Consider the following 19,301-nt stretch of genomic DNA (forward strand, 5'->3'; position numbering starts at 1 on the left):
ACTCGTAAAGATTGGCAATGTAAAAACCGCGATTGCATGTTCTTCTCCAAGCTCATAATCAATGTTTAGAATGCTTCTAGATTAAATCTGCGGTGGCCACCGCTTTGCAAGGGATTCAGCCTATGAAAAGAATCCTTTTTTTAATGCTATTTTTAACCTTAGGGTTACTTTTATCACAGCTGATCCCTGTGGTTTGGGGAAATTATCCCGGCTGGTTTTCCTGGTTACGTCAATTTCTGACAATGGTTTTTTTGGCGTACATTATGATAGAAGTAGGGCGTGAATTTGAAATAAATCTAAAGAATAAAAAACAGTATGCCGTCGATTATCTGGTTGCGGCTACTGCCGCCGCATTTCCTTGGGTTATGGTTTCGTTATACTTTTTTGCTTTTTTGATGCCGGAAAATCAAGGTGGGGAAAGATCGCGGTGGTTAGATGCCTTTCTTGCGGGCCGGTTTGCAGCACCTACTTCTGCGGGGATTTTATTTGCAATGCTAGCAGCAGCAGGTCTTTCCAATACCTGGGTATTTCGAAAAACCAGGATTCTCGCCATTTTCGATGACTTAGATACGGTGATGTTAATGATTCCGTTACAAATTTTGATGGTTGGCATGGTATGGCAATTAGGAGGTGTGCTGACAGCTATCGCAGCTGTTTTACTTTTTGGCTTTAAGTATTATAAACGACTAAAGTTGCGAGCGACCTGGCTACATGTTTTGCTTTATGCCTTCATGCTAACGACAATAAGCGAATTGATTTATTTTTTTTCGAAAGATGCCTCTACAAATGTCGGCTTACACATCGAAGTGCTGCTTCCGGCATTTGTGTTAGGGTGCGCTCTTAAGCCCGAGCCTAACACTGAAGTAACAATTCCCGGTGAGGATGCCCCTGGTCTTCACGCCGAGGAATTGGCAGGGTTTATTATTTCATGCGTCTTTATTTTTCTCGTCGGTTTTTCAATGCCTAACATCAATGATATCGGTGCTGCCGCTGGTATGAGTTTCGGTATGATCACAGTTCATGTGCTGATCGTGACGCTGTTGTCTAATCTCGGAAAGATGTTTGCGTGTTTCTGCTATAAAAACGAAGCTACCCTAAAAGAGCGCTTAGCGGTGTCCATAGCTTTATTTCCACGCGGAGAAGTCGGTGCCGGCGTGTTAGCTTTAGCTTTGGGGTATGGCATGTCAGGGCCATTTATCATCGTAGCATTTTTAACTTTGGCTTTAAATCTATTGTTAACGGGTGTGTTTATTTTTACTGTCAAAAAAATATTACTGCATGTTAAAGATCCGGTTCATCTTGACGTTTCAGGAGGCGCATATGTTTGATGGATTACTACTAACCGGTGCGGCTGTATTGACAGCCATTTTAGGCGCGACATTTTATAAGAGTTCTTCGCTGCGACCACTTGGATTTACTCTGATTTTGTTTTCATTTTTAGTCTTCATGTTGGGTTTATTTCCGATTTGGGCCGAACGTCAGATAGGGGCTGATCTGCTCGGGGTGGCTGCGCTGCTGTGGCTTGGTTCCATTTGCGTAACAAAATTCTTAACAATCGAAAAACTGCAACAGAACGTAATTGCGATTGTGATAGTGTTTATTTTTGGCCTTTTGATAATTCTAAAAGATGAAGCTGTCGACATTTATGAACTTCTGACGATCTCAGCTTTTCTGTTTTGGTATGCGGCTACAGTTGTGCAAAGAGAATTTTCAAATAGACACAAGAGGGTGTAGTTAAGAAGTTATTGTGCCGTATCCTTGATGCGATCGCCGTCCTTAACGAGATCGGCGGGTAGACAAGCAACGAGACTCAAGGCTTCTTTCGGATCATCGGTGAAGTTGATTTTCCACTGCCTGAGGGGTCGCCCCGTTTTTTTTCTACACTTCGTATCTTAATTTCTTGATTCCAGGTTCTTCTGTTGGGATTTCGATAACCTTGATGTCTTTCATCTCTTTGACTTTGTCAGAATCGGTGTAGGACACCTTGTACAGAACTTCGGTAATACCGCATTGAAATAATAAGCGCATACATACAACACACGGCGAGTGAGTGCACACCACCGTGCAGTCATCCATTGAGATACCGTGACGGGCGCAGTTGGCAATCAGATTTTGTTCGGCATGAACCATGTAGGGATATTTATCGGGGCGGGTGTTTGGGAGTTCGTTGTCTTTGGTTCCGCGCACAAATCCGTTAAAGCCCGTGGCCAGAATTGCTCCGGTTTTATTTGAAACAAGCAAAGCGCCGACATGTGTTTCGGCATCGTGAGATCGTTGGGCTACCACTTCGGCGAGGTTCATTAAATTGGCTACTTTAGATGGGCGCATGGGCTTATATGAGAGCTGCTTACGCTGATTGTCAAAATAATTGAAATATTGTCTGTCTGCGGCGGCCTGACGAGAGCTATCAGCCCTAGAATTAATCAACTTTTTTCTTATTTTTTTTCTTTTTTCTTCGGCGCAAATACTTTGGCCTCGATCATTTTTTTTGAATCGGTGAGCATGACTTTGACAACCTTTTCGCGGTCGGCCTGCAACAGATCTAAGACTGCCTGAAAACAACGCGATGGCGGTGCACTCAGCCCGCGCTCCCAATTGGAAACAAATTGGCTATGCATGTTTATCGCAATAGCTAATTCTGTTTGTGTTAATCCAGCTTTGAGTCGTAGTTCTTTTAAATACAGACCCAAATGGTGAAAGTCGTTGTGGTTCATCAGGTTATTATCAGATGGTAGGGTCACAATACCTATTGAAGATTTCTTCAAATGCCTTCAGCTCGAACTTATACGAATGCAAGGCGTAACATTTAAAATTGTCTTAAGGTGAGACGAGATGGCAGAATAGCTTTATGGCAAATCGAGAAGTCTTAGTTATTGGCGGTAATCGCTTTTTTGGTAAACGTTTAGTTGAAATGCTTTTAAAAAACGGTGACCGTGTCACTGTGTTAAACCGCGGCCATTTAGATGATGGTTTTAAGGATCGGGTCACGCGCATTATCTGCGACCGCGATGATCTGGATAAGTTCAAAAACAGTGTGCAACATAAGTCTTGGGATATCGTTTATGATCAGGTGTGCTTTGATGCCCACCAGGCAAAGGCAGCGGTTGCGATTTTTTCCGGGCGGACAAAGAAGTATATTTTTACCTCGACGGTTTCAGTTTACCCACCGGGAGCAAATATCAAAGAAGAACTGTTTAATCCCAAAACACACAGGTATGACAAAGTGCTTTTACGCGATGAAAACTATGGCGAAGCAAAGCGTCAGTGCGAGGCGGTATTCTTTGCTCAAGAGGCAATGCCGGTCATAGCGGTGCGCTTTCCGATTGTCATGGGTCCTGACGACTACACCGAACGGCTTAAATTTTATGTGGACCGTATTAATAGCGGGGAGCCGGTGTATTTTCCCAACCTGGAGGCGAGAATGTCGTATATCCATGCGGCCGATGCCGCTGCGGGCTTATTTTTATTGGCGGATACAGCGTTTACCGGACCTGTGAATATGGCTTCGAAAGATCCTTTGAGTATGCGTGAGTTAATTACGGCCATTGAACAAACAGTCGGCAAAACCGCAAAGCTTAACTCGAAGGCTGTTTCAGAGAATGAAAAATCACCTTATGGTGTTGAGCAAGACTGGTTCATCAATATTGAATGCGCATTGGGTCTGGGATTTAAACCGCAAGAAATTCACGAGTGGCTAGTTGCCGTAATTAAAAATTATTTGTAGCCTTAACAGGTAGTGAAAAACTTATTTATTTGGTTAAAAGCTTTACTTCTTGTTGCGATGACGTCTGGCTGCGGGATTTCCGGAGAGGATATTTGGGGGCCCGGCTATATCACCGACCGCTTTCAGGGGTTGCCGGATGCCATTTTTTATCAGACTAAGGGAAGCTGTGCTGCCGGTGATCTGGAAAACCATCACTTCGACATTTTCTTTTGAACCAGAAACGCAAGTGCTTACTTTAAAAAATCTTGGCACCGCTACACTTCACCAGCGCAAGAAAAGATATTTTTTACGTATGACGTTCACGACAAATTTAAATTCACAGTTGTTGCGGGGACAAACGATCGATGTATGGGTCGGTTCCTCGCAAAAAGGGCTTAACACCGACATCGTTGACTTCTGCGGTCTTAAGTCCTGAAGACGTAGGTCCTGTAAAACGGTTGCAGAATCTGCAATGTGTTTGCACTACTGGTGACGTAGGTAATTTAGTGTAAACAGTTAAACAGTTTTTGCTGTACCTAGGACTTGAATTGAAGGTGTAACCCTTTAATAAGACACGATTTTCACCGATAGCGTTTTCGTGTTTGTCTATAAGAATTTAAAAAGTTTTTTATATATTTTCATGGCCACGGCAGCGATCTGCGGTGCTGCGTTTCAATTATCTAATTTCTATTTAAGTTACACTGATGTTCAGAACGAGCACGAAATCGTCGGTTATCTCATTACTGACGGTGAATCGGTTATTGTTAAAAAATCCCAGTCACCGGCGGGAACATTAGCAATCCACGGGCAATTGGTTTTATCTAACGACACGATTAAAACATTAGAAGCTTCGGCAGTGATTGAAGTCGGTCAGCATAAACTGCGTCTGTTACCATTTACTGATGTTTTGGTAAAAAAGAATGGCGCCAAATATGAATTCTATTTAACTTCGGGTTCGGTTGTGGCGTTAACAAAGAAAGCTGATCAGGTTATCAGCTTATTCGAACAGAGTAACGGCCAGGTCACGCAGTTACCTTTATTAGGGCAAAAAGCGCAGTACGACACAGCTTTATTTAAAGTTGAAGATATCGCTTTGATTGCTGATGAAAAAGGTTCGCAATTGCAGTTTAAATGGAGCGTTGATTCTGAGGTTAAAGACCGTTGGGTCGAATTCTGGGTCGGCGATGACAGATCGAATTTACAATTAGTTAAATTCTATCCCTATGAAGCCGGCGGTTTTAAAGAAAGCTGGACGATGAATCAATTTTACTGGCAGGTTATTATCAGAGAAAATAATACCGCCATTGAAACAAGCTCGGTCAATTTCTGGAAAAACGAATTTAAATCAAAAATTAACCTGCTATATCCAACAGATAAAGAAGTTATCAATAACGTCTTAAATCCAGAAGATTTTATTTTAAAGTGGTCTAAGGCTGCAAACGTTGAAAAGGTTAAAGTACAGATCTTTAGAAATAGCCAGATGGTTACAGAGCTTGATGCCGGCCGTAAAAATCAGATCGCTTTTAAGCCATCTGAGTACGGTTTTTATTACTGGCGTGTCGTAAGCGATAAAGGTGTTTACACTGAGCCACGTTCATTTTTCTTTGCGCCACTGGCAAGCGCTGATGCTGATGTACTTGAATGGCATGAAAATACCGAGTCGAAACAGTTTTTTTATCGCGATCCGATTTTGCACTTACGGTGGAAGAAAATCACCAAATTGCCTGTTGCCAAGTACAAAGTTACGCTGATCTATTTACAGGAAAATAAAAACGGCGACATTAAACAGGTTAAAGAGAATTTGTTTGTCGACGCAGATGAAATCAACGTAAAGGTCGATACCTCGACACCGGTTAAAGTGCGCGTCGAACCGTACAACAATAAAATGCAGATTTTAGGTAAATCGTTAGAGCATGAAGTTACCTTAACAAAACGGTCTGCGAAACAGGTGTTGACGTTTGCAAAACACGAAAAAACCAGAAAAAAAGAAGTCATTACCGATCGCAACTACAGTTTAAATATCGACCCGGCATCGATTTCAGCTTTGTATGAGTATCCGTATGAAGTTGTAGCATTCGACAATAAAGTCGTTAAAACCGGTGTTCTCAATAAAGGTGAAGCCCTGAACTTAAAGGGGCTGCCGATTGACTTCTACCAGGTGAAATTTCGTGTCGAAGAAAAAAAACTTAAAAACTATTTTGAAAGCCAGAATCTGGTTGCGCAAGAGAGTAAAAACAGCCGTTTACCGGCCAGTCTGAATCAAACTATTGAACAAGGTGTTAACATTAAGTTAATTCCTCCGACTGATTTTAATACAGATAAGTCGGGTATTATTACGCCAAAGGTAGAAAATGTCGAAATTAAGAATTAGTCTGGCGACACTTTTTTTACTGATTGGTTTTTCGTCGGCTGCAAACGCACAGGCCAAGCAAAGATCACTGCCTGAAAAAGTTGATCCGAACATGAAACGTAAGGTGGCTTTAAACCTTAAGGCCGAACCCAACGCTAAAAAATATATCATTGAAATCCACCCGGCAACCGGTGCGGTTAAAAGCTATGAGCAAACTTCACCGCAGTGGCAGGACTATCTTGCCAAAGGCCGTTATCGCTCACGCTTTAAAGTTATTTTTGCAGATGAAACAGAATCGAACTGGAGTGAATTCAGTTCATTCGTCGTTGATGACTACAAACTGGCTTTTACCAATATCGATGACAACATTGCGGGTATCAGTAAAGACCTACAGAATAAAAACCGAGCCTTTTTGCAATGGACCGAATTATCGGATGCGGCTTCTTATGAATTATCTCTGATCCAGAAACAGCGTTATGAAATTAATCCGTTAAGTGCTACGCGCGATATTAAAAAGAGTGAAATTTTTAATGACGCTCCGGTAGTTTCAATGAAAGAGTTAAAAGCTGCCGAAGCCGAAGTTGCCGGTGTTGAGTCGGGTGCCTATACGGCAAAGATTATCGTGCGTAACGCCCAGAACCAGGTTATCGCCGTACAGAGCTTGCCTTTGGAATTATATGAGCAGGATAAGTTAAGCCCGCGGGTAATTACGCCGGCAAATACGTTTGTGCGTGAAATTTCGTGGAATCGCGTTGCGGATTTTAAAAAATTCGGTATCGTGGTTTACCAAAAAAACGCGGATCCGCTGGATATGCAGAAGTTTTCCACACAATCGTTTTTTAATACCAATTTCAGAATTCCGGCGTCTTGGGCCGGCGGTGATTACACCTTCTGCGTAAAAACCCATATTAAAGGTAAATTATACTCAAGTGACGCCTGCATTGATTTTTCGATCAAAGCCGGTGACCGTACCTTAGTGGCTGAAAACCGATACTACCGTGATATCGTAAAAGCCAAAGCGCAGCAGTATTACCATCACTTTAATCTGATTTCTTCAAATATCGAATACAAATCAGAATTTCCTTCACAGCAATCTGTGGTGGAAATCAGTGGGCCGGTGTTAAATCTTTCTTACAGCAAAAATGATCCTGGTTTTACTGAAAGTTTAAATCAGTATTATAAATTAAATGCCGGCTACTTTAAGCTTCCGGGTAAAGGCGAGTTGATCTACGACTTGCGTATTGGCCAGGAGTACTCGCATTATAATTCATACCCGACGCTTTTTAAAATAAATGCCGGGCTTGGTGTTGACCGCTTAATTCAGTCTACGACGGACCCCCAGTCGGCTACCCAGTTAAACATTTTTTCGCAGCATTTTATAAACGTCTTTGCTAACGCCAGTGTGCAGTATAATTATCTGGCGCAATATGCGGTCGATGTGCGTGTCGGCTACCTCAAGCCGGTGTATCAGTTAAGCAAAGAAAAAAATCAAGACTTAAAACAGGGACAAAGTGTTGATTATTCGATCAACGCGCTTTTTAACCGCGGAACGAACGGCGACCGTTTTGAAATCGGGTATTTATTAAGATCAAGTGAGTATGAGTTCACTGATCCATCGACAAGAAATAATAAAGTCACACAATCAGGGCACTATATTAATGTGGGCTATATTATGGAGGCCAGTTTATGACATTAAAGCTCATGTTTAAATATTTCTTTGGCTTGGTGTTGATTGTTGCTGTTTTTGCCAAACTTTCGTGGACACGCACCGAAACCATTCTTAAGGATTATATTGTTGCAAATGCTCTGCAGCAGTTACATATGTCTTCGGCGACGAAAGTAAACGAAATCGAAGCTCGCATTAAATACTACCAATTGGCCTCGGAAAAGATTTTACAGAAATTGTCAGTCAAACGCGAAAGCTTTGGTACAGAAGGTATTGAATCTGATTTAGTGGCGGTAGATCTATTTTCGATTAATGATGGTAAATACACGGTCACGGCCAATTTTACCAACAGTGACTATATCAAAAACCGCAGTCTAACCCATGACTTTATTAAAGAAACTGTCGGCGCAAACCCGTTAGAGTTTTCTCGTTTAAATTTTGAAAAGTACTTTGTGCAAAAGTTAACGGCTGCAGATAAAAAAACGCAGTTGCTGGCAATTGTGACCTCGCTACCTGAGCAAAATGCAGTGAGTGTCGTGTATGCAGATTTACAGCGGTTTCAGTCGCTATTTACGCCGGTGCCTGGGTTTAGCCAGTATATGTTTGAAGCCGTAGGCGGGGTAATGGCCCAAAGCGGTGATTCATTATCAGTAGATATTAATGAACATCCGGCTTTAGTTGAATTAAATAAAAACAATAAATCCGTGATTCAGACAAAATACCTGGACCGTGTTTCGACAAATAACTATTACGCCTCAATCGTAAAAAGTGTTGCCGGTTTTTATGTGTTAACCGAAGCGCCGGAGGGGTTTTTATGGCAATCGGTCTATCTGGCTAAATCAAGTTACGCCAAAGCGATCGGTATTTTACTTTCTTGTATGGTGGTTTTGCTCGCATTAATGGGGCTATTTGCAGTGCAAAAGATGAAGCACTTAGTAAAGCAGCTTGATGCCTATGCGCAACGCCGTGAAATTGTACCGGTGATCGTTGATACGGTTTTGCAAGATGAGTTTGACCAGTTATCACAGCACATTAATACAACGTTTGTGAATGTAGAAAAGAGTGCTAAGTACGGCGAAGTTATCCAGAAATTCGACCGCGTAAATTTAGCTGACAAGTTAAACTACAAGACTGTGAACTTAGAGCTAAGTGAGTCAGAGATCTTAGCGGTGCATTTAGAGGTGATTGGCGATAATCCGGAAGCCACGCCCGAAGATATGGTTAATGAGTACGATGCTATCCGTAAGAATGTAGAAACTTTGATTAGTAGAACTAATGGTGTTGTGCTTACCCAGTTAAACAGTTCGATGGTGTTAACATGGGGTCTTTTTGATGAGCATGAGCAAACTGACTTACGTGGTTTAAATACGCTACTTGATATTGAAGCGTATTTAAAAGAGTGTTCTGAAAAGTTTTTGTTTTTTAAATCTTACAAAATGACGGCAGCCAAAGGTAAAGCCACGGTGCATTTAAGCCCGGTGACCGGCAAGATGATGTATTTTGGTAAACCTTTTGTTGAGATCAGAAAAATGGCGTACCAGGCCGGTCGTGTTGAAAACGCGATTATGGTGACCGCTGAAACGGCACAGGCAGCCTCTCAGTATTTTAACTTTGTTACAGACAACGCGTCTGCAGATGTAGCTCGCATGACACATCGTACACGCGAAATTTTAAGTGCGGCGAGCTAAAAAAGGGGAACGGTTATGAAAATTAGATCAATATGGTTCGGTCTTATTGTTCTTGGATTTGTGATGTATGCGGGTATCTTCAGTGGATTCTCCGATCTTACAATCTTTTTCAATACACATGCCTTGGCCCTGGTATTTGGCGGTACGGTGGCGATCACGTTACTATCTTACTCGTTTAAGATGGTTTCTGAACTTATCGATTTTTTAATCTATGGTTTCTTCTTAAAGAAAAGTTCTTATGATATCGAGGTTATCTACGAATTATTAACTTCGCTTTACCAGAACAAATCACCGTTTTTCGATGCGAAGAAGCGTAAGTATAATCACAAGTTCGTTTTAGATGGTCTTTTATTGTTACGTGAAAAACACATGACAGCCGACCAGGTTTACGACGCTATGGGTATGCGCGTGCAAAACTTTAAAATCCGCTACCAGGCTTACGCAAAAGTTCTGTTGAATATTTCTAAGTATCCGCCGGCATTGGGTCTTTTAGGTGCCTCGACCGGTATGATTCAGATGATGACGAATTTAGGTTCGGGCGGTCCGGAGGCTATGGGTAAAGCCATGGCGGTTGCCTTGACGGCAACTTTCTGGGGGATCGGTTTGGCCAACTTTGTGTTCTTACCATTAGCCGATTACGCCTTCCAGTTGGCTGAAGACGATAACCACATCCGTGAAGTTATCGCTGAAGCTATCGTTAAAGAAAAAGAAGGCACTTCTTTTGAGTCGATCGTCGAAGTTATTACATTTGGCCTGGATATCCATGAGCAAGTGGCGGTCAGAAAAGCTTTAGGTCAGTTTATTGCCAAATATTCTGAACCAACCGATGCGGTTCAGGCGCCGGTCAAAGATGAGGTAGAGAGTGCGTCGTAGAAAGAAGCATAGTGATTCGCACGGAGTCCCTCACGTAGATGAGAAGTGGCTTGTCAGTTATTCTGACATGATGACCTTATTATTCGGTCTATTCGTGATGTTATATTCATTTGCTATGAAGAATAAATCTGTCGCTGAGGCGGTAGAAAAAGAGTTGAAAAAAATCTCGGAAAAAGGTTTTCAGTCAACGGCTGTTGACCAGAACACCCAGTCGCTGCAACAAGCGGTTGAATCTTCTGATGTTAACGAGCTAAAACGTATTATCGCATCACTTAATTCGGAAATGAATAAATTGCGTTCACAATTGGCACAGGCCCAGGATGAAATCAGTACCAAAGATATGGCGATGATGAAGCTTGCGCAAAGCTCGAAAGTTTCACAGGCCAAAATGCAGGAAATCACCAGAACAGTGGCATCGGTTAAGCCGGCAGCCGGTTCTGAGGCAAACAGCGTGATCGTATTTGTTAAATGGGCCAACCGCAGTCATGACGTTGATATGACAGTGACAACTCCTTCAGGGCAGGAGCTTAATTTTAAAAACCGTAAACTTGCGGAAAATGATGCAGATGAGTTTGTGAATGACTCTGACCGCGGACCGGGTGTTGAAATGTTTAAAACCACGGCGCCTAAACAAGGTGAATATACATTTAACGTCTCGTTATATAATAGCCGCGGTGATGAAACGGCAAGTGAAGTTTCGCTATATATGGTGATTAACGGTCAGGAAAAACTGATCGAAAAAATGACTTTGAAAGATGATGATGAAAATCGTCTGAAAAGTAAAAAAATTAATTTAAAGAAAATTGATTAATGAAAAAGTATCAAGCCGAAGCTTTTGTAAAAAACGGTGTCACGGTTAATGCGGTTTATGTCATTAAACCCGGTGATACCCTTTCGGCTGTTCGTAAAACCGTAAAACGACTTGGCGGCAATCCGAAAGATCTTGAAAAAATCGATCCATCAGTCGGTAGCAGATTAGTTCCAGGGCAATTTGTCTATTTTCACTCGCAGTGGCCGCGTGCCGAAGCGCAGGCCGGAAAAGTTCTTAACACCCATGAGTTAGAGCGTTGCTCTTATCAGTTGGTCAGAGTATTTAAAGATAATTATAAAGAAAAACTGGACGCGCATGTCGGGTATCCGAATGCATGGCTTGAGGTGTTGGCGCTTAATCGGTTCCAGGTATCTGATTTTGCAAACAGTCCTTCGGTACAGTTTAAAGTTTACCACGCCAAGACGACGTTTAATGAGATTGCGTCAGTTCAGGGTCAAATCCGAAAGAATAGCCTTGATAAGCACCTGGCAAAAACCAACGAGGTTGCCGTTGAAAAAGTTCTGGTTAGCGCTGACCGGGCACCAGCTTCCGCGGAGGAGCATGCTTCGCCGGGTGGTCTAGTTTATATCGGTCTTCCAATTCTCATTATTGCTTTGGTCGTCGCATACTACAGCAGCAAAAAAAAGATTGCATTAGATTCTACAGATTTATAACCTAGTAGCACATGGGGCTAGCAAGGTTTTTCACTCTTATTTTATCAACATTAGTGTCATCAGTATTTTTAATGTCGTCAGCCTTCGCCGAAGTCACAATTAAAGATGTAAAGAACAACACGTCGGCTAATCCGGTTTTGTTTTCGGTCAAAGAAGGCTTTATTAAACTTGACCAGGTTAATACCGTCTACGGTGCCGAGATTATTCTTAAAAAAGGTTTTGTATTACCTGCTAAATACAGATTCAAAGGTGCAGACAACGCTGAGACCGATTTTTCGTTCATGAATAAATATTCGCTATCGCCGTCGGTGATGGCAGAACTTGCTTCTGGTACGCAGCAGGTATCAGGCACAGCGGCAAAAGCTGAAGCTTTGGCCGTGACAGAAGAAGTCATCGAAACTTCCGCTGCTGCAGATGAAGTGCGCATCGTGACCGGTGCAAGTAAAACCTATATTCAGGATGAAGCAGGGCAGGTACTTTATGAAATTGAATGGAAACCCGCACAGGATAAAAACATCTTAATGAACCGTGGTTGTCCGCCGGAACTGTTTCGCCTGCGTGAAGTTAAAAATACGGTTGTTACTTTTCCGATGTCCATCAGCTGTAACTTTAGCGTAAGCCCGGGTTTAGTAACGATCGCCCTTCCGCAGGAAGCCCGCTGGAGCAGTGCCAATCTTGTAGAGGTGTCGGGAAAAGGCGAACGTTTCCGTACTTTTGAGATCCCGCAGGGTAACTTGGAAGGGAAAGCTTCCGGAGCATTTCGCTTCAGATACAAAGATCAGACGTTAACGTATGCGGTGTTTGTCAGAAAATTAGAAGAAAAAGCATCGACGTTATCAATTGGTTTTGATAAATCATTTTACTTCGGTATGGCTTCGTCAGTGTTAGGCAGTGATTCGGTCAGCTACTCAGGTTCAGCATTTTTTTACGAGTTTAACGGTTTAACTGATTTTATCTGGAGTTACTTTAAAATCGGTTTCGGTTTTTATAATAGTTTTTCGATGGGAGAAGATCCGGCAGCGATCAGTTCACGTGACTCGCGTATGACTGTGGGCTATTACTCGAATAACAAAACCGGTTTTAATTACGGTGTCTGGACCGGGCATCGAAATTTCGATGTAAAACAGGATCTATCGAGTACAAAATTTCAGTCATCACAATTTGCCTTTGGTGCCGATGCAATCTATATTATCAGTCCAACCAGCACAGTGATCGGAAAATTTGAAATGGCTTCGTTAGGTTCAAAAGTCGTTAAGTCGCATATGAAAATAGGTGCTTATTATAAATATAAAATGACCATTGCTAAAACCGAATACATCGTTGGTGGTCTGTTTGAAACACAGAACATGCAATTGGCAACTGCTGCCGGCGATAGCCGCAAATTTGATTTAACTAAATTTGGTCTCTTACTTGATTTCTAAGGCGCAGCCGAAAAAATTGTAATCACTTGTCCCAGTTCAACAATACGTAAATAGTTCTGATCGATCAGAAGAATCTGGTCGTTGCCGTTTATGATCGGCTTAAAATCACGTGCTCGCAACTGACAGCTTGTCGATGGGGTAAAGTTATTGCAGTAGCTGGTGCCAATAGCGCTTCCGCCGGCCATCTTTTGAAATGAGCTTACATCATATTTGTAAAGGGCACCTTTAGTTGAATCCATCATAAACAGCGTATCTTTGCCATACTGAAAGCTCAGAAAGCTATCGCGGTTTACTGAACCCATATACTCAGGGCTTGTGTTAGTGCTGACATAGAATTTAATCAGCTTGGCGCTATTACAGCTATCAACAATTCCATCGACGAAAGTTGTTGCGCAGAATCGGCCGGTGATGTTGGCGATATTGTTGCGTACCGGATCGTAGCTGACCGCCAGTCGTGAATAAGGCACCAGGGCATCGGTTGATCCCTGAGCTGTCGAACCACTTATGAAAATCGTCGATACCGAACGTTTACTCACATCAGAGCTATGTTTGTAAACTCTCAGTTTAAAGCGGTTGGCGACCGGCGTAGTGCTGACCGGTAAGGTCGGGTCATCTGACGAGAATACAACCCATTGATTCGGTAAAACCACAAATACACCGTATGCATCAATGTTGGCACTGTCGTTAATTTTTAATTCTTTCGGATCATCCAGGATATCTGTTGTCTCACTGGTGCCGCCGCCGGCTACGTGAGTTAATGCCGGGCTTGGTTCACTCGGGTCATAGTAAGAAATTTTGCCGTCATCTAAAAACCAGTGCACACCTTTGGAGTCAATGGCATGACGTTTTACATGGTTAAACGTGGCAACACCTAAAGCGCCTTCGGCGAATAAACCGGTGTTCGGGATAAAAGATGATTTAATGGTGTTTCCCGGTGATTGATCTAAAATTTTGGTATCAAAACGTGAAATACCTTCTTCCGATTTTACGAAAATTTCACCGTTCGGGCTTAAGTTCACACTGTCATGCGCCGGAACCGAAGTAGTAAAACTTGCTGAAGATTCCAGATAGTATTTTACACCCGGGACAGTCGCACTTGGCATAGTTAAAAATTCGCCACTTGTGCCGTGATGATATAATCCGGCCGAAGTCGCAGCCAGAGTTGCATAGTCATTTACATAACGGGTTGTGCCGCTGGTTGCGATGGATAAACTGTCGCGTGCCACGGTACCTAAGCCGCTATTTGAAAGTGTTGAGATATTGCCGGCAGAATCTTTTGTCCAGAAATAGGCGTTCATGGTAAACGGTAAAAATCCTAAGAAATAATTAAAAGCAAAATTTGCCGGGGTTAAGCTTGGTACCGCGATACCCATGCTGGTTAACGGCGACCAGCAGGCATCGTGAACATCCGGAGGGGTGGTGTCACCCATTTTTAAACAGATATCTGCAACTGGTGTGACTAAATCGTAAACGCCAGTCACTTGTAAGTTTGAAACACCGCCGACAACGCAGTTTCCGCCGATGCAGGCAAGACCGCTGTTCACTAACAGCGGAGCTTCTGAGTCGATCTGGAATTCCTGACTTTCTGCCGAGCTAGATAGGTTTGATTCGCCCACACTGGTAATGCGGATTTTAAAACGGTTATCAGCCTGTTCAAAAGAGTTATCGACTTTACGGCAGCGCACATCGACCAGATTCGGAGTGCTCCACGAAACGATGGTGTCTTCGCCGGCACCAACTGAAACCACGCCATCTTGAATCGTCACCGCAGAAGGCGTATTTGATGCACTACCGGTTAAGATGGTAAATTCAGGGGTTGCTGTCGGTGTCGGGCAGGCCACAACATATTCGATTTTACTGACTGCACCAACGCGTGAGGTAACACGAAAAATAAGATCCTGGCTGATACCTCCGCGTAAGTAACTTGAATTAACATTTAAAATTTCAATCTGCGGTGCTGCCGGAGGTAAACTGTTACCACTGCCATCACCGACGTTTGAACCATCGCCGGAACCATCATTGGGCACAGAGCCCGCGTTACCAGGATCGGTCTGGTCACCGGGATTGGTTGTCGGCGGAGCTTCAATCGGATCACCGCCGGAGGTTAAACCCTTTGAAGCCTCAAGACTTGAAATATCTTCCATCGAACCTTGGCACGAACTCAGGGTTAAACCTAATACTAAACCGCAGAGCAGTTTGGCTATGTGACGGGTGATTTTATAGATCAAGTGATACACTGTATTCTCCCATCATGTACTGGCCATTAAATGCAGTTGGAAAGTAAAGTTTGATAATGCCGTTAGGTTCATCGATGATTTTTTCCATCGTTCGGCCAAAACAGGTTACTCCGGTCGGAAGTGGTAAAAGAAGATCAGAGGTAAATGATGGTGTGACGACACGGCGGAAAAGTCTGCCGGATGTGTTACAGATATAGAAGACATCTGTTCCTTCTTGAACCGCGTGATTAAATGAGGAGATATTGCCATTATTGCCGTTACTTGGGCTATTGGTGATCACAGTGACATTATAATACTTATCGGCTTCGGTAATTTCTTCGTTGCTGTTTGATTTAAACGAAATTGCACCGATTCTGTTTGTTCCGTATCCTGACACAAAGATTGTGTCAGTGTATTCATTGTAAATAATCCTTTGCGTATTATAAATGATCGGCATGTTATTCGTATTGGCGATCGATACCGGCGAGTAGGTATCTGGATATTTAATAGAACTCCAACCGCTGCTGACAAGATCGTTATTACCCATTAAGTGAGTCTGCAAGCCTGAATCAGCATTAACCAACTTTAAATAATTCTGTTGCCAGATGTTGCTAAAAGCACGGCTGTACTGCGTGATAATCTGCGCCGGTCGAATGGCCGGATTTCCGTTCACCGTTATACTTTTTTCTGGAATATAACCAAGTACGTAGTTGCCGCCGTTGTTGTCACCACGGCACTGGGTATTCATTTTGCCGTCACAAGAACCTGTACCTTTGGTGTTTACATAAGGTGTTGCGCTATTACCGCCACCTAAAATCCGTAACCAGCGATTAGCATCGTTTGCATGGCCGTTACGTAATAGTTTGATCACCGAGCGGTTGGTTTCCGGAGTAAAATCAAAAACGTCGCCATTGTTAGGGTCAACTGTCAGTGGCGGGTGGATATAGTGGGCATTATTCCAAGCACCCATTTGCCCATCGGCTAAATTAGTAGAAACAAAATAGCCGGGTTTGCCGGTTGCGGCCTTCCACGCCAGGCCCCAGTTTGTTGTTTCATTGCCGGCAATACGCTGGATTTTTTTATCCAGTGAAAATTCGCGCAGAATCTGTTGATCATGTTCACGAATAACAAATTTGGTTTCCGAGGTGTTTGAATCATACCACCGACCGAAATTTTCAAAGCGGCCAAGTGTTGAAAGCGTGGCTTCAAAGCCGTCGCGATCCGCAGGTTTTCGGCCAAACAGGGTCACCACACGGCCATCGGCACCGATCATGCGAATCTGTTGACCGTCGATAAAAAACACGGTGTTATCCTGGGTCACCCAGGCATCACGGATATAAACCGGGCAGGCGTTGGCGAGTGTGCCATCGACACAGTAGCCGTTGTATGTTGTGCCTAGGATCTTTTCGAACTTACCGGTTGAGGTATTTAATTTAGTTAAATTTGATTCGTAGGTATTGGTGTTGTATAAGTACAGTTCTCCGCGGCGTGAGGTTAAGTACTTCACCATATGTGTATCCTGCCAGCCTTTAGCGATGCCGCTTGGTGTTTTATACGATTGGGCAAATGAATAGTAGTGGGTACCGGTTCCGTTTGATTGACCGGTTTTCGGGTTGTGATTTGATGTGTAGTACTCACACTGTCCAGAGCTCGATGGCGGGCAGAATTGCCAGAACATCGTTAACGTCGTCGGGTTGCCAGTCAGCGGGTTAAAAGTTATACCACCCATAGAAGATTGGTATAACTCTGAAATCGGTTTGAACGGTTCACCTAATACACCATAGCCGGTTAATTTTAACGGTAAGATTTTGCCAGGTTTGGTCGGATCGGCATCCGGGCGATAAACACGGAAATCCAAAGCACGCCAACCATCACCGCTGGTTGGCGTATGTGTTGAAATACGCGACGGATGGCCGTTAATTGAAAAATAAATATCGCCATTTGGCATTGGGGTAAAATGGCGGTACATACGCGCGTAATCATCTGGTGGAGACGGAAAACTAAATTCGTTACCGTAGATCCACGCATTTTGCCAGTACTGCTTTGGCACCTTTGCCTGAAAAGCGGTGTTTTTATAGTTATTATCAAAATAACAGTTTGATGTCGGCGACTGTAAACAACCAACAATTGTTTTAACTTCGCGCACACCGGTTAAGTTACCTTGAGCATCGCGCTCATCAGTCACTTGACGAATGCGGTTATTTTCTAAAATCAATAAACGACCTTTATAGTCGAGCGAAATTTTTAGAATATTAGACGTCGTTGCTTCAGTGCGTCCGGCAAGCAGTGCAGGGGTCTCGACAGCAAAACCATCGATAGAACTAGTTGATTTTTTGATATACAAACGGGATTTGCCATCAAACTGTGAGATTTCTAGAATACCCGCGGTTCGATCGAGCACAAAAATACGTCCATCTTCGTGCACAACTAATTTTCCGCCTGAGCGTAAGTAGTCTGTGTCGATATCAAATTTGGTATTTAATGCCGATGCACCGATTAAAGAATCTGATAATCCGGCTGCAAAACGTAAACCCTGCACTTTGCCGTCAATACTTGTTGAGATACTTTGATTAAGCGGGTTGGTACTGATGGAATAGATAAAACCGGCTGAATCACGCACGTGGATACGGATATACAGCGGTAAATTGTGTAAGCTTGCCGGCACAGCCCAGGCATAACAAGAATCAATCGAAGCGGGGTCTTGTGAGGCTACAGTGCTACAGCCAACATTGACATTGGCAGATAAATCACCGTCGGCAATAGTCGTGCCGCTCACGTCAATGAGGTTCTGAAACGTCACCGCATCCGTTGAGTATTCGATTCGATAAGGTTCGGCCAGATCCAGCGTCGTATTTTGATCGATGGTGTAACTCCATTTAAGAAACAGAGTTGGATTACTGCCGTTGATCACAGTTTTTGCTAAAGCCGGGTTATCAGCTACCGCATCATCATTGGCTGCCAGGTTTTTAATAAAGACTATGCTGCGCCCCGGAGCGTACGAAATCGTACGGCGGTCGATCGTCTCATCGCCGACATCATTAGTTAAGCGCGACATATTTCCGGCTCTGTCTTTAACCCAGAAGTAGAAAGTAAAAGATCCACCGATCCAGCCAAGCACGCGCTTGAGGTTACGTACCTGTAAGTTTACACTTTCGGTCAAACCAAGCGATGAAATATTAATCCAGCACGAATGATCGATTGTTGGCACCGCGGCTGAGTCTTTTAAACAAAAGCTCTGAATCGGCGATAGATTGTCATCGGCATTAAAGTCGATATTAACACCCGGGGATTTTAAATTTAACGGTGAGTCGGCAGCACCGTTGAAAATCAACGAGCCAGCTTGAATCGTTGGCGCCGTACTATCCATGATAAAGCTGCTCGAAGTTGCATAAAATTCTTCAAGCTTTGCATTGCGGGTGATAAGGCGTAAGCGGAAATCACGGCCTTCATCGGTTAACGAAATCGGAATTGACCAACTGAAACTTTGGATTTGGTCGTTGTAACCACCTAAGTTAGTTGCACCCGGGATCTGCACCCAGGTTGTGCCAGAAGTGTATTCAAGACGGGTGATATAAAAACCCGGGTCCGGATTAGAAGCGGTGCCAGTCGGTAGATTGGCACAGGCGGCATCGGCCGGGTTGTTGGGATCACAGGTTTTGATAATCCATTTAATATTAAAAGTTCTGTTGTTACGTAGATACGGAAAACCATCTGATTGCATGCCGGCAATCGTGTTTTCGACAAACTGAATTCCCGGCGGGATATACTCATCCATATCGATACCGCCGGCACCTTTTGATGACAGCTGGCTGGAAAGAGTTTCTTCTTCCAGGATTGAACCGGTACAGCCGGCGAGAGAAAACATTAACAAGAGTAGATAAATCTTAAAGTTTTTCATG

Annotated in this window: 15 protein-coding genes and 1 pseudogene; 12 read left to right on the forward strand and 4 right to left on the reverse strand. The window is 43.3% G+C overall.

Annotated features, from left to right (window positions below):
- Positions 1-122 precede the first annotated feature (122 nt).
- Both AC04MM_RS03100 and AC04MM_RS03105 read left to right on the forward strand, forming a co-directional pair.
- Complete coding sequence (locus tag AC04MM_RS03100; protein ID WP_475378848.1) at positions 123-1,328, forward strand: cation:proton antiporter; 1,206 nt, start codon at positions 123-125, stop codon at positions 1,326-1,328.
- Complete coding sequence (locus AC04MM_RS03105; protein ID WP_475378849.1) at positions 1,321-1,734, forward strand: hypothetical protein; 414 nt, start codon at positions 1,321-1,323, stop codon at positions 1,732-1,734. The genes AC04MM_RS03100 and AC04MM_RS03105 overlap by 8 nt, the downstream gene beginning before the upstream one ends.
- Before the next feature lie 144 nt (positions 1,735-1,878).
- Here AC04MM_RS03105 and AC04MM_RS03110 read toward each other — a convergent pair whose 3' ends face one another.
- Both AC04MM_RS03110 and AC04MM_RS03115 read right to left on the reverse strand, forming a co-directional pair.
- The gene (locus AC04MM_RS03110; protein ID WP_475378850.1) at positions 1,879-2,328 is read right to left on the reverse strand and encodes a deoxycytidylate deaminase; all 450 of its coding nucleotides are present in this window, start codon (positions 2,326-2,328) and stop codon (positions 1,879-1,881) included.
- 107 nt (positions 2,329-2,435) lie between these two features.
- On the reverse strand, positions 2,436-2,765 hold the full coding sequence (locus AC04MM_RS03115) for a helix-turn-helix domain-containing protein (protein ID WP_475378851.1): 330 nt from the start codon (positions 2,763-2,765) through the stop codon (positions 2,436-2,438).
- A gap of 83 nt (positions 2,766-2,848) precedes the next feature.
- Between AC04MM_RS03115 and AC04MM_RS03120 the strand changes: the two genes are divergently transcribed.
- The 10 genes and pseudogenes from AC04MM_RS03120 to AC04MM_RS03165 all read left to right on the forward strand — a co-directional run bounded on the left by AC04MM_RS03120 (position 2,849) and on the right by AC04MM_RS03165 (position 13,186).
- A complete protein-coding gene (locus AC04MM_RS03120; RefSeq protein ID WP_475378852.1) occupies positions 2,849-3,724 on the forward strand; it encodes an NAD-dependent epimerase/dehydratase family protein in 876 nt (291 codons plus the stop codon).
- Positions 3,725-3,860: 136 nt separating this feature from the next.
- Complete coding sequence (locus tag AC04MM_RS03125; RefSeq protein ID WP_475378853.1) at positions 3,861-4,139, forward strand: hypothetical protein; 279 nt, start codon at positions 3,861-3,863, stop codon at positions 4,137-4,139.
- A 162-nt stretch (positions 4,140-4,301) separates the two neighbouring features.
- Complete coding sequence (locus tag AC04MM_RS03130; RefSeq protein WP_475378854.1) at positions 4,302-6,074, forward strand: hypothetical protein; 1,773 nt, start codon at positions 4,302-4,304, stop codon at positions 6,072-6,074.
- On the forward strand, positions 6,055-7,743 hold the full coding sequence (locus AC04MM_RS03135) for a hypothetical protein (protein WP_475378855.1): 1,689 nt from the start codon (positions 6,055-6,057) through the stop codon (positions 7,741-7,743). The genes AC04MM_RS03130 and AC04MM_RS03135 overlap by 20 nt, the downstream gene beginning before the upstream one ends.
- Positions 7,740-9,407, forward strand: a complete 1,668-nt coding sequence (locus tag AC04MM_RS03140; RefSeq protein ID WP_475378856.1) for a hypothetical protein — start codon at positions 7,740-7,742, stop codon at positions 9,405-9,407. Before AC04MM_RS03135 ends, AC04MM_RS03140 begins: the two co-directional genes overlap by 4 nt.
- Positions 9,408-9,422: 15 nt before the next feature.
- A complete protein-coding gene (locus AC04MM_RS03145; protein WP_475378857.1) occupies positions 9,423-10,280 on the forward strand; it encodes a motility protein A in 858 nt (285 codons plus the stop codon).
- Positions 10,270-10,380, forward strand: a pseudogene (locus AC04MM_RS03150) (flagellar motor protein MotB); the annotation flags it as partial. The gene AC04MM_RS03145 and the pseudogene AC04MM_RS03150, both read left to right, overlap by 11 nt.
- Before the next feature lie 15 nt (positions 10,381-10,395).
- Positions 10,396-11,091 carry a hypothetical protein gene (locus AC04MM_RS03155; protein ID WP_475379036.1) on the forward strand — a complete coding sequence of 232 codons (696 nt, stop codon included), beginning with the start codon at positions 10,396-10,398 and terminating at the stop codon, positions 11,089-11,091.
- On the forward strand, positions 11,091-11,765 hold the full coding sequence (locus tag AC04MM_RS03160; RefSeq protein WP_475378858.1) for a hypothetical protein: 675 nt from the start codon (positions 11,091-11,093) through the stop codon (positions 11,763-11,765). Before AC04MM_RS03155 ends, AC04MM_RS03160 begins: the two co-directional genes overlap by 1 nt.
- A gap of 71 nt (positions 11,766-11,836) precedes the next feature.
- Positions 11,837-13,186 (forward strand): hypothetical protein, encoded by a 1,350-nt coding sequence (locus AC04MM_RS03165; RefSeq protein WP_475378859.1) that lies wholly within the window; start codon positions 11,837-11,839, stop codon positions 13,184-13,186.
- On the opposite strand, the gene AC04MM_RS03170 is transcribed toward AC04MM_RS03165, so the two are convergent.
- Both AC04MM_RS03170 and AC04MM_RS03175 read right to left on the reverse strand, forming a co-directional pair.
- The gene (locus AC04MM_RS03170) at positions 13,183-15,423 is read right to left on the reverse strand and encodes a hypothetical protein (protein ID WP_475378860.1); all 2,241 of its coding nucleotides are present in this window, start codon (positions 15,421-15,423) and stop codon (positions 13,183-13,185) included. The genes AC04MM_RS03165 and AC04MM_RS03170 overlap by 4 nt on opposite strands.
- Positions 15,404-19,300, reverse strand: a complete 3,897-nt coding sequence (locus tag AC04MM_RS03175; protein WP_475378861.1) for a hypothetical protein — start codon at positions 19,298-19,300, stop codon at positions 15,404-15,406. The genes AC04MM_RS03170 and AC04MM_RS03175 overlap by 20 nt, the downstream gene beginning before the upstream one ends.
- Position 19,301 lies beyond the last annotated feature (1 nt).

This window comes from Bdellovibrio sp. SBM16 (genome assembly GCF_056175625.1).

Coding starts and splice junctions, on each gene's coding strand:
- AC04MM_RS03100 (WP_475378848.1), top strand. CDS start 123: ATGAAAAGAATCCTTTTTTTAATGCTATTTTTAACCTTAGGGTTACTT.
- AC04MM_RS03105 (WP_475378849.1), top strand. CDS start 1,321: ATGTTTGATGGATTACTACTAACCGGTGCGGCTGTATTGACAGCCATT.
- AC04MM_RS03110 (WP_475378850.1), bottom strand. CDS start 2,328: ATGCGCCCATCTAAAGTAGCCAATTTAATGAACCTCGCCGAAGTGGTA.
- AC04MM_RS03120 (WP_475378852.1), top strand. CDS start 2,849: ATGGCAAATCGAGAAGTCTTAGTTATTGGCGGTAATCGCTTTTTTGGT.
- AC04MM_RS03125 (WP_475378853.1), top strand. CDS start 3,861: ATGCCATTTTTTATCAGACTAAGGGAAGCTGTGCTGCCGGTGATCTGG.
- AC04MM_RS03135 (WP_475378855.1), top strand. CDS start 6,055: ATGTCGAAATTAAGAATTAGTCTGGCGACACTTTTTTTACTGATTGGT.
- AC04MM_RS03140 (WP_475378856.1), top strand. CDS start 7,740: ATGACATTAAAGCTCATGTTTAAATATTTCTTTGGCTTGGTGTTGATT.
- AC04MM_RS03145 (WP_475378857.1), top strand. CDS start 9,423: ATGAAAATTAGATCAATATGGTTCGGTCTTATTGTTCTTGGATTTGTG.
- AC04MM_RS03155 (WP_475379036.1), top strand. CDS start 10,396: ATGAAGAATAAATCTGTCGCTGAGGCGGTAGAAAAAGAGTTGAAAAAA.
- AC04MM_RS03160 (WP_475378858.1), top strand. CDS start 11,091: ATGAAAAAGTATCAAGCCGAAGCTTTTGTAAAAAACGGTGTCACGGTT.
- AC04MM_RS03165 (WP_475378859.1), top strand. CDS start 11,837: ATGTCGTCAGCCTTCGCCGAAGTCACAATTAAAGATGTAAAGAACAAC.
- AC04MM_RS03175 (WP_475378861.1), bottom strand. CDS start 19,300: ATGAAAAACTTTAAGATTTATCTACTCTTGTTAATGTTTTCTCTCGCC.